At 68.3% G+C, this 10616-nt stretch carries 13 protein-coding genes; 9 read left to right on the top strand and 4 right to left on the bottom strand.

The genetic code is table 11. The features are described 5' to 3' along the window. A partial coding sequence (locus B8460_RS09025; RefSeq protein WP_048861263.1) for an ABC transporter substrate-binding protein occupies positions 1–1164 on the top strand: 1164 nt, incomplete at its 5' end. Between the two features lie 21 nt (positions 1165–1185). Continuing rightward, positions 1186–1392, top strand: a complete 207-nt coding sequence (locus tag B8460_RS09030; RefSeq protein ID WP_048861264.1) for a TOBE domain-containing protein — start codon at positions 1186–1188, stop codon at positions 1390–1392. 63 nt (positions 1393–1455) lie between these two features. Here B8460_RS09030 and folD read toward each other — a convergent pair whose 3' ends face one another. The 3 genes from folD to B8460_RS09045 all read right to left on the bottom strand — a co-directional run bounded on the left by folD (position 1456) and on the right by B8460_RS09045 (position 3870). Further along, positions 1456–2364, bottom strand: coding sequence for a bifunctional methylenetetrahydrofolate dehydrogenase/methenyltetrahydrofolate cyclohydrolase FolD (gene folD, locus B8460_RS09035; RefSeq protein WP_048861265.1), 909 nt, complete (start codon positions 2362–2364; stop codon positions 1456–1458). 85 nt (positions 2365–2449) lie between these two features. Then, complete coding sequence (locus B8460_RS09040) at positions 2450–2743, bottom strand: hypothetical protein (protein WP_048861266.1); 294 nt, start codon at positions 2741–2743, stop codon at positions 2450–2452. 200 nt (positions 2744–2943) lie between these two features. After that, complete coding sequence (locus B8460_RS09045; protein ID WP_241771157.1) at positions 2944–3870, bottom strand: LysR family transcriptional regulator; 927 nt, start codon at positions 3868–3870, stop codon at positions 2944–2946. A 248-nt stretch (positions 3871–4118) separates the two neighbouring features. Here B8460_RS09045 and B8460_RS09050 point away from each other — a divergent pair, with 248 nt between their 5' ends. From B8460_RS09050 to B8460_RS09080, 7 genes are all read left to right on the top strand, one after another. Beyond that, positions 4119–4994 carry a phosphoribulokinase gene (locus tag B8460_RS09050; protein ID WP_048861267.1) on the top strand — a complete coding sequence of 292 codons (876 nt, stop codon included), beginning with the start codon at positions 4119–4121 and terminating at the stop codon, positions 4992–4994. Between the two features lie 20 nt (positions 4995–5014). After that, on the top strand, positions 5015–6094 hold the full coding sequence (gene fba / locus B8460_RS09055) for a class II fructose-bisphosphate aldolase (RefSeq protein ID WP_048861268.1): 1080 nt from the start codon (positions 5015–5017) through the stop codon (positions 6092–6094). Positions 6095–6128: 34 nt separating this feature from the next. Continuing rightward, positions 6129–7592, top strand: a complete 1464-nt coding sequence (locus B8460_RS09060) for a form I ribulose bisphosphate carboxylase large subunit (protein WP_199445591.1) — start codon at positions 6129–6131, stop codon at positions 7590–7592. Between the two features lie 16 nt (positions 7593–7608). Further along, positions 7609–8028, top strand: a complete 420-nt coding sequence (locus B8460_RS09065) for a ribulose bisphosphate carboxylase small subunit (protein WP_048861269.1) — start codon at positions 7609–7611, stop codon at positions 8026–8028. Between the two features lie 8 nt (positions 8029–8036). Further along, positions 8037–8996 (top strand): CbbX protein, encoded by a 960-nt coding sequence (gene cbbX, locus B8460_RS09070; protein WP_048861270.1) that lies wholly within the window; start codon positions 8037–8039, stop codon positions 8994–8996. Beyond that, positions 8989–9648 carry a ribulose-phosphate 3-epimerase gene (gene rpe / locus B8460_RS09075; protein ID WP_048861271.1) on the top strand — a complete coding sequence of 220 codons (660 nt, stop codon included), beginning with the start codon at positions 8989–8991 and terminating at the stop codon, positions 9646–9648. Before cbbX ends, rpe begins: the two co-directional genes overlap by 8 nt. Positions 9649–9789: 141 nt before the next feature. Beyond that, positions 9790–10032: a hypothetical protein gene (locus tag B8460_RS09080; protein ID WP_048861272.1), complete on the top strand. Its 243-nt coding sequence runs from the start codon at positions 9790–9792 to the stop codon at positions 10030–10032. A 164-nt stretch (positions 10033–10196) separates the two neighbouring features. Here the strand turns inward: B8460_RS09080 and B8460_RS09085 are convergent, their stop codons facing one another. Then, the gene (locus B8460_RS09085; RefSeq protein WP_048861273.1) at positions 10197–10445 is read right to left on the bottom strand and encodes a hypothetical protein; all 249 of its coding nucleotides are present in this window, start codon (positions 10443–10445) and stop codon (positions 10197–10199) included. Between the last annotated feature and the right edge of the window lie 171 nt (positions 10446–10616).

The raw sequence follows: 10616 nt of genomic DNA on the forward strand, positions 1-10616 counted from the left end.
GCGCGGGCGGCCGACGCGCCGGTGCTGCGCCTCGGCGTGCTGACCGACCTGTCCGGCCCGTATGCCGACGTGAGCGGGCGCGGCAGCGTCATCTGCGCCGAGCAGGCGGCGGCCGAGGCGATGGCCGCGCATCCCGGCATGAAAGTGGAGATCGTCTCCGGCGACCACCAGAACAAGCCCGACGTGGGCGCGTCGATCGCGCGCGAATGGTTCGACCGCGGCGGCGTGGACGCGATACTGGACGTGCCGAACAGCGGCGTCGGCCTCGCGGTCGCCAGCGTCTGCCGCGAGAAGGACAAGGTGTTCCTGGTCACCGGCGCCGCGACCGATCAGCTGACCGGGTCGAAATGCAGCCCGAACACGGTGCACTGGACGTTCGACACCTACATGCTCGCGCGTGTCACGGGCGGCGCGCTTGTGGAGCAGGGGCTGAAGAACTGGTTCTTCCTGGTGGCGGACTACGTGTTCGGCCACGTGCTGGAGAAGGACGCGACGGCGCTGATCGACGCGGCGCATGGCAAGGTGGTGGGCTCCGCCGCCTATCCGTTTCCCGGCACGGCGGATTTCTCGTCGTATCTGGTGCAGGCGCAGTCGAGCGGGGCGCAGGTCCTCGGCCTCGGCAATGCCGGCCAGGACACGGTCAACTGCATCAAGCAGGCGCATGAGTTCGGCCTGACCAAGACCATGACGATCGCCGCGATGCTGATGTTCATCACCAGCGTCCACGCGCTCGGGCTCGAGACGGCGCAGGGACTGGTACTCAGCGAGAGCTTCTACTGGGACCTCAACGACCGGACGCGGGCGTTTTCCGACCGCATGCTCAAGCGCCGCGCCGACTGGCGGCCGAACATGGAGCAGGCGGGCACCTATGCCGCGACGATCCATTACTGCAAGGTCGCGGCGGCCATGGGCGTCGCGGCGGCGAAGCAGTCCGGCGCCCGGACGGTGGTGAAGATGAAGGAGATGCCCACCGACGACGACGCGTTCGGCAAGGGCTATATCCGCGCCGACGGACGCAAGATCCAGCCGGCCTATCTGTTCCGCGTCAAGAAGCCGTCGGAGAGCAAGGGCGACTGGGATCTCTACGACGTCGTGGCGACGATCCCGGCCGACCAGGCGAGCCGCCCGGTGGCCGAGGGGCATTGCGCCATCGTCCACGCCTGAAGCCGCAACCAGGAGTTCGACATGAAGATCAGCGCGCGCAACCAGCTCAAGGGCAAGATCACCGCCGTCCACAAGGGGGCGACGACCTCGCACGTGGAGATCGAGGTGGGCGGCATGACGCTGACCGCCGCCATCACCAACGAGTCGGTCGCCGCCCTCGGCCTTGCCGCCGGCAAGGATGCCTATGCGGTGATCAAGGCGTCCGACGTGATGATCGGCATCGACTGAGCACCCGAGACGCCCCGCCGCCGCGCCGGGCGTTTCGGCGCGGCGGTTTCGTTATCGACCCGGTTACTTCCCGCCCGCCAGCAGCTCCGCGCAGCGCAAGGCGTTGGCGAGCAGCATCGCGACGGTCATCGGGCCGACGCCGCCCGGCACCGGGGTGATCGCGCCCGCGACGGACATCGCCGCATCCGTGTCGACATCGCCCACCAGCCGCGGCTTGCCGCCGTCGCCGGCGATGCGGTTGATGCCGACATCCACCACGATCGCGCCGGGCTTGATCCAGTCGCCCTTGACGAAATGCGGCCGGCCGATCGCGGCGACCAGCACGTCCGCCTCCCGGCACAGCGCCGGGAGATCGCGGGTGCCGCTATGCGCGATCGTCACCGTGCAGTCGGCCATCAGCAGCAGCTGCGCCATCGGCCGCCCGACGATCGTCGACCGCCCGACCACCACCGCGCGGGCGCCGCGCAGGTTGGGCTCCACGGCGCGGATCAGCCGCATCGACCCGGCCGGCGTGCAGGGCACCAAGGCGGGCTTGCCGATCGCCAGCAGCCCGGCGTTGACGGGATGGAACCCGTCCACGTCCTTCTCCGGCCGCACGCGTTCCAGGACCGCGTCGGTCGCGATATGGGACGGCAGCGGCAGCTGCACGAGGATGCCGTGCACGTCGGTGCGCGCGTTCAGCGTGTCGAGCAGCGCCAGCAGCGCGTCCTGCGTCGTGTCGGCGGGCAGCCGATGCTCGATCGAGCGGATGCCGACTTCGGCCGCCTGGCGCATCTTGGTACGCACATAGACGCCGCTCGCCGGATCCTCGCCGACCAGCACCACGGCGAGGCCGGGCGTGCTGCCGTGCCGTTCCGCATAGGCGGCGACGCCGCTGCGCACCTCGCCGCGCAGGCGCGCGGCCTCGGCGGTGCCGTCCATCAGACGTGCGCCGCCCGTCGGGGTGGTCCCCGTTTTTTCCGTCGTGTTCATGGATCTCTGCGTAGCGGGTGGAGGGGTGGACGTGAAGCCGCGCGCCGCCGCCGCCCGGGGGACGGATCGGCGGAGGTAGCTGGTCTCAGGCGCGGCCGAGGCGGATGATCTGCGACTGCAGCGCGTCGCACCGTGCCTCCAGCGCGCGCAGCCGGTCGTCGGCGGCGCGGCCGGGGCCGCTGATGGTGAACACGGGCGCGGCCGTGTCGGCGATCTGCGCCGCGGCCGGCAGGGCCACCATGGTGACGGGCATGCCGCCGCGCGGCGGGCCGCTGATGGTGAAGACGGGGTCGGAAGAAGCCTCCCGCAGGGCGCGGGGCGGTGCGGGCAGCGGATCGGCCCCCGGCGCGTGCTGGCTCATGGGCGTCTGCTCGCTCATGGACTCGTCCCTCCTGCTGTCCGTCGTTTGGCGGATCGTTTCTGTTGTCGACCTGCACCGTGGCGGAATGGCGCATTAACCACGAGGTCAACGCACCTGTCAGGCGGGTCGCGGGCGGCAGCCGTTGTAAGGCTGCAAAGGTTTTACAGGCGCCCGGTTCCAAACGTAAAGATCAAAAAGCAACTTGGCCAATATGCTAACTATATCGTCTCGACCAGACCAGGCAAGTAGCGCCGGCCCTCGCGCGTGAGGAATTGCTGCAGCAGATGCGCCGCCGGCATCAGCGGCCGGTCGCGCAGATGCACGGCGAACCATTGCCGGCGCAGCGGCAGGCCCTGGATGTCGAGCACGATCAGCCGGCGGGTGCCGACCTCCGCCTCGATCGTGTGGGCGGAGATGAAGGCGATGCCGAGTCCGGCGATCACCGCCTGCTTGATCGTCTCGTTGCTGTCGATCTGCATACCCATGCGTACGGTGATTCCCGCCTCGGCGAAGAAGCGTTCCATCAGCTGCCGGCTGCCGCTCGCCGGCTCGCGCATCAGGAACGTCTCGCCGGCCAGCTCGGCCGGGTCGATCCGGCGCTGGAAGACCAGCGGATGATCGGGCGGGGCGATCACCACATGCGGATGTTCGCCGATCACGTCCGCCTCCATCGGCAGTTCCTCGGGCGGACGGCCGGTGACGGCCACGTCGATGTCGTGGCGGCGCAGCGCCTCCACGATCGCCGCGCGGTTGCCGACGGTGAGCTTCATCTCGATGCCGGGATGCAGGCGGCGGAAGCCGGCGAGGGCGCGGGGCGCGAAATACTTGGCCGTGCTGACGACGCCGACCGAGACCGCGCCATGCGCCGCGTCGCGGAATCCGGCAAGCGTCGCCTTGCATTCCTCGAGCGCCGCGTCGATGCGCGTGAGTGCGCGCGTCATCTCCAGCCCCGCCGCCGTCGGTGTCATGCCGCCCGGCGAGCGTTCGATGAGCGCCAGCCCCACGTCGTCCTGCAACTGCCGGAGCTGCATGGTGATCGCCGGCGCGGTGACCGCCATTGCCTGGGCCGCCGCGGTGACGGAGCCGTGCCGCACCACGGCGGCCAGCATGCGGAGCTGACGAAGCGTGACGTTGCGCATGACCATGTTTAAGCGATGCTGAACCCTATCGTCATTTAATTCAACTTTACTGATGAACGTCCGGGCCCGATGGTCATGTCATCAAAGACGGGCGGTCGGCAGCACGGTTGCCGGCGAGCACCGCAGGGTGGGAGGACGGGCACGATGGCAATGATGGCATCGGCCAGCGACCAGGATCAGGACAACCGGGCGTCGCATGCCCCGGATGCGCGTTATCCGGCCGGGCGCGACGCCGCGCGGCGTCGGCCCCGCTGATGTCGGCCCGCCATCCGATCATTTCCGTCACCGGCTCGTCCGGCGCGGGCACCACGTCCATACGCAACGTGTTCGACCAGATCTTCCGGCGCGAGAACGTCCGCCCGGCCTTCATCGAGGGTGATGCGTTCCACCGCTATGACCGCGTCGAGATGCGCGAGCGCATGGCGGAGGAAGAGCAGCGGGGCAACCACCATTTCAGCCATTTCGGCCCCGAGGCGAACCTGCTTGAGGAGCTGGAGACGCTGTTCGAGGAATATGGCCGCACCGGGTCGGGGCAGCACCGCCACTATGTCCACGATGCGAAGGAGGCCGCCGCCTATGGCAGCCCGCCCGGCACCTTCACGGCATGGGAGCCGCTGCCGGCCGATACGGACGTGCTGTTCTATGAGGGGCTGCACGGCTGCGTGGTCAACGACAAGGTCGATCTGGCCCGCCATGCCGACGTGAAGATCGGCGTGGTGCCGGTCATCAACCTGGAGTGGATCCAGAAGATCCACCGCGACCGTGCCACCCGCAACTATTCGACCGAGGCGGTGATGGATACGATCCTCCGCCGCATGCCCGACTACGTGCACGTCATCTGCCCGCAATTCGCGCTGACGGACATCAACTTCCAGCGCGTGCCGCTGGTCGATACGTCCGATCCCTTCATCGCCCGCTGGATACCGACGCCCGACGAATCGATGGTGGTGATCCGTTTTAAGACCCCGCGCGGCATCGACTTTCCCTACCTGTTGCAGATGATCGGCGGCAGCTTCATGTCGCGCGCCAATTCGATCGTCATACCGGGCAACAAGATGGATCTGGCGATGCAGCTGATCCTGACGCCGATCATCCTGCAGCTCGTCGACCGGCGCCGGCGGGCGCTTTAGAGAAACCGAGAGGAGCGACCATGGCCCGCATCACCCTGCGGCAGTTGCTGGACGACGCGGCCGAGCATGGCTACGGCGTCCCGGCGTTCAACATCAACAACATGGAACAGGTGCTGGCGATCATGAACGCCGCAGCCGCGGTGGACGCGCCGGTGATCCTGCAGGCCTCGCGCGGCGCCCGTTCCTATGCCGGCGACATCATGCTGACGAAGATGGTCGAGGCGGCGGAGGCGATGTATCCGCAGATCCCGATCTGCCTGCATCAGGATCACGGCAACGACGAGACGACGTGTCTCTCGGCGATCCAGATCGGCTTCACCAGCGTGATGATGGACGGCTCGCTGAAGGCCGACATGAAGACGCCGGCCGATTACGACTACAACCTCGACATCACCCGCCGCGTGACCGAGATGGCGCATCGCGTCGGCGTATCGGTGGAGGGCGAGCTCGGCGTGCTGGGCAGTCTCGAGACGGGCGAGGGCGAGGCCGAGGACGGGCACGGCGCCGAGGGCAAGCTGTCGCACGACCAGCTGCTCACCGATCCCGACAGCGCCGTCGCCTTCGTGCGCGACACCGGCGTCGATGCGCTGGCGATCGCCATGGGCACCAGCCACGGCGCCTATAAGTTCAGCCGCAAGCCGGACGGCGACATCCTGGCGATGCATGTCATCCGCGCGATCAACGAGCGCATGCCCGGCCTGCACATGGTCATGCACGGCTCGTCGTCGGTGCCGCAGGACCTGCAGGAGGCGTTCAACGCGGCGGGCGGCGAGATGCCGCAGACCTGGGGCGTGCCGATCGAGGAGATCCAGACCGGCATCAAATACGGCGTGCGCAAGGTCAACATCGACACCGATTGCCGCCTCGCCATGGCCGCGCAGTTCCGCCGCGTCGCGACCGAGAAGCGCGCCGAGTTCGACCCGCGCAAGTTCCTGCAGCCGGCGATGGCCGCGCTGGAGGCGCTGTGCCGCGAACGCTTCGAGGCGTTCGGCACCGCGGGCCACGCGACCCGCATCCGCCCGGTGCCGCTCGCCGGCATGGCCAAACGCTACGCGAACGGCAGCCTCGCCCCCCGCGCCGCGGTCGCTGCCGCCGCTTGAACCGACACAGCCGAGAATTCAGGGAGACGACGACATGGACGTGAATGACGGAGCCGGCACGATGAAGGGTAAGGAGCGCTACGCCGCCGGCGTGCTCCAGTACCGCCGCATGGGCTATTGGGAGCCCGACTATCAGCCCAAGGACACCGACGTCATCTGCTGCTTCCGGGTCACGCCGCAGGACGGCGTGGACGAGATCGAGGCCTCGGCCGCCGTCGCCGGCGAAAGCTCCACCGCGACGTGGACGGTGGTGTGGACCGACCGCCTGACGGCCTGCGAGAAATACCGCGCGAAGTGCTACCGCGTCGATCCGGTGCCGAATGCCCCCGGCAGCTTCTTCGCCTATATCGCCTATGACCTCGACCTGTTCGAGCCGGGCTCGATCGCCAACCTGTCGGCGTCCGTCATCGGCAACGTGTTCGGCTTCAAGCCGCTCAAGGCGCTGCGGCTCGAGGACATGCGGATGCCGGTCGCCTATGTGAAGACGTTCGACGGCCCGCCGACCGGCATCGTGGTGGAGCGCGAGCGTCTGGACAAGTTCGGCCGCCCGCTGCTGGGCGCGACCGTGAAGCCGAAGCTCGGCCTGTCGGGCCGCAACTACGGCCGCGTGGTGTACGAGGCGCTGAAGGGCGGGCTCGACTTCACCAAGGACGACGAGAACATCAACAGCCAGCCCTTCATGCACTGGCGCGACCGTTACCTGTACTGCATGGAGGCGGTGAACCGCGCGCAGGCGGCGACCGGCGAGATCAAGGGGACATATCTCAACGTCACCGCCGCGACGATGGAGGACATGTACGAGCGCGCCGAGTTCGCCAAGTCGCTCGGCTCGACCATCATCATGATCGACCTGGTGATCGGCTACACCGCGATCCAGTCCATGAGCAAATGGGCGCGGCGCAACGACATGATCCTGCATCTGCATCGCGCCGGCCATTCGACCTATACGCGGCAGAAGACGCATGGCGTGTCGTTTCGCGTCATCGCCAAGTGGATGCGCCTCGCGGGCGTCGATCACATCCATGCCGGCACCGTGGTCGGCAAGCTGGAAGGCGACCCGGCGACGACGCGCGGCTATTACGACGTCTGCCGCGAGGACCATAACCCGCAGGCGCTGCAGAACGGTCTGTTCTTCGAACAGCATTGGGCGAGCCTGCGCCGCGTCATGCCGGTCGCGTCGGGCGGCATCCATGCCGGCCAGATGCACCAGCTGCTCGACCATCTGGGCGAGGACGTGGTGCTGCAGTTCGGCGGCGGCACCATCGGCCACCCGATGGGCATCGAGGCCGGCGCCATCGCCAACCGCGTGGCGCTGGAAGCGATGATCATGGCCCGCAACGAGGGCCGCGACTATCTGGCCGAGGGGCCGGAGATCCTCACCGCCGCCGCCAAGCACTGCCTGCCGCTGAAGCAGGCGCTCGACGTGTGGAAGGACGTCACCTTCAACTATGCCTCGACCGACACGCCGGACTTCGCGCCGTCGGTCAGCGTTTCCTGAACGGGAGGACAGAACAATGCGCTTGACCCAGGGGACGTTCTCGTTCCTGCCCGACCTGACCGACGACCAGATCCGCCGGCAGGTGCAGTACTGCATCGACAACGGCTGGGCGGTGAACATCGAGTTCACCGACGACCCGCATCCCCGCAACACCTACTGGGAGATGTGGGGCCTGCCGATGTTCGACGTCCGCGACGCGGCCGGCGTGATGATGGAGCTGACGGAGTGCCGCAAGGTGCATAGCGGCAAGTATGTCCGCATCAGCGCGTTCGACTCGACGCACGGGTGGGAGAGCCTGCGCATCTCCTTCATCGTCAACCGGCCGGAGAACGAGCCCGGCTTCATGCTGGAGCGGCAGGAGATCGACGGCCGGCAGATACGCTACACCACCCGCGCCTATGCCACCGACCGGCCGGCGGGCAGCCGGTACGACTGAGCGCGGTCATGGCCGATCACACCGACACGCCGGGCGCGCAAGCGCCCGGCACCGCGGCGTCCGCCGGGCATGGCCCGATCGACCTGCGCGCGGAGTTCCGCGACAGCGGCATCAGCCGCGTGCTGGAGGAACTGGACGAGGAGTTGCTCGGCCTGCGGCCGGTCAAGCAGCGCATCCGCGAGATCGCGGCCCTGTTGCTGGTCGAGAAGCTGCGCCGCACCCGCGGCCTCGCGGCGGAGCCGCCGACCCTGCACATGTCCTTCACCGGCAATCCGGGCACGGGCAAGACCACCGTCGCGATGCGCATGGCGAGCATCCTCCACTCGCTCGGCTTCGTGCGTAAGGGGCATCTGGTGTCCGTCACGCGCGACGATCTGGTGGGGCAGTATATCGGCCACACCGCGCCCAAGACGAAGGAGGTGCTGAAGAAGGCGATGGGCGGCGTGCTGTTCATCGACGAGGCGTATTACCTCTACCGGCCGGAGAACGAGCGTGACTATGGGCAGGAGGCGATCGAGATCCTGCTGCAGGTGATGGAGAACCAGCGCGAGGACCTCGTCGTCATCCTCGCGGGCTATGCCGACCGCATGGACCGGTTCTTCACCACGAACCCGGGCTTCCGCAGCCGTGTCGCCCACCATATCGACTTCCCCGACTACTCCGACGAGGAGTTGCTGCAAATCGGGGAGATCATGCTGAAGAAGCAGAACTACCGTCTGACGGACGAGGCGCGGGCGGCGCTCGCGCGCTATATCCCGGCGCGGCGGGGCCAGTCGCATTTCGCCAACGCGCGGTCGATCCGCAACGCGCTGGACCGCGCCCGGCTGCGCCAGGCCAACCGGCTGTTCGAACAGTCGGACCGGCCGGTCAGCGACGCCGATCTGGTGGAAATCCACGCACCGGATATTCTCGCCAGCCGCGTCTTCGATCAGGCGCGCGAAGCGGACGGAGAAGTGGACCATGGCTGACACCCTGATCGCCCCCTCGATCCTGTCGGCCGACTTCGCCCGGCTGGGCGAGGAGGTGGCGGACGTAATCGCGGCGGGCGCGGACTGGATCCACGTGGACGTGATGGACGGGCATTTCGTGCCCAACATCACCATGGGGCCGAACGTCGTGCGCGCGCTGCGCCCGCACACCGACCGGGTGATCGACGTCCACCTGATGATCGAGCCCGCCGACCCCTATCTCGACGCCTTCGCCGAGGCCGGGTCCGACATCATCAGCGTGCATGTGGAGGCCGGGCCGCATCTCGACCGCTCGCTCCAGCGCATCCGCGCGCTGGGCAAGAAGGCCGGCGCGGTGCTGTGCCCGGCGACGCCGCCGGACGCCGTCGAATACGTGCTGGACCGGCTCGACCTCATCCTGGTGATGACGGTCAACCCCGGCTTCGGCGGGCAGGCGTTCATCCCGTCGCAGGTGGAGAAGATACGAACGCTCCGCCGCATGATCGGCACCCGCCCGATCCACCTGGAAGTCGACGGCGGCGTAACCCACGAGACCGCCCGCGCCTGCACCGAGGCCGGCGCCGACGTCCTGGTCGCCGGCTCCGCCGTCTTCAAGGGCGGGCGGGCGGCGTATGCGGAAAATATCGGGGCGATCAGGCGGGCGGTGCGCTGATCGCCTCCGGTGCTGGAATAGCATCAATGAACGACGTCCGCACCGCTGCGCGGCCTGCCGGCGACGGCGTCGAGACCCTTCCTCGCCTGGGAAGCCACCCAGGAGGGGCGGCATGAGTATGTCGGCGCCCGCCTGATCCCGATGACGGGCGGCAGTGTGGCGCATCAGCGCCTCATCGTGCGCCTGGCTATGCTGCTGGACGCGGGCCTCGATCCGGCCCGCCACGCCGTCGTGCCGGAGATGCCGTTGCATGACGCGAAGCTGCCGCTTGCCGAGCAGATTGCCGTGATTGGTGACGCGCTCCGCATGTCGCTGATGAGTCCCGCGGTGTCCGCGTCTCGACGTACGGCGCGACTCATCGCGTCCGTCTGGACATGCATTTAGGCTGACGTCGGAACCTAATCTCGACACGCCCTCGACGCGGCCTTGAAGCTCTCGACTGAATTTTGCACGGCCGGTTGCTGAGCACGCATCTGCGACCCGACACAGCCGCCCAGCGGACGCAGGATCGCGACGGCTCCCACCACCCATGCACGCACGATCGCCCCCTAATCCACCAACTCCAACACCCGCACCGGCGTCCGTGGCGGCAGTTTCGGGATCAGGCAGTCGGGGAGGGGGTTGCGGTCCTCGTCCGGGCCGCCTTGCGGGGGGACCGGGATCGGGTCGGGGGAAGGGGGTGGGCCGCCCCAGGGGCGGGGTGGGCGCATGGTCGCCAGTTCGCGCAGCGCGATCACCAGCGGCACGCCGAAGGTCAGCGCGCCGGAGGCGAGGACGAAGCCGACCGGGCTCAGCATGGTCCGCGCCTCATCATGCCTCTCTCCCTCGCACGCCTCGCTTGCCCATGACGTCCCGACCGCGCCTCATGCCCCGGCCTCGCCGCCGATCACCCCGGCCTGCCGCCAGCCGGCGATCTCCTCGGCGGCGAAGCCCATACGTGCCAGCAGGGCGCCCGGATCGGGCACCGG

This window comes from Acidisphaera rubrifaciens HS-AP3 (assembly GCF_000964365.1).
In the GTDB taxonomy this organism is placed as follows: domain Bacteria; phylum Pseudomonadota; class Alphaproteobacteria; order Acetobacterales; family Acetobacteraceae; genus Acidisphaera; species Acidisphaera rubrifaciens.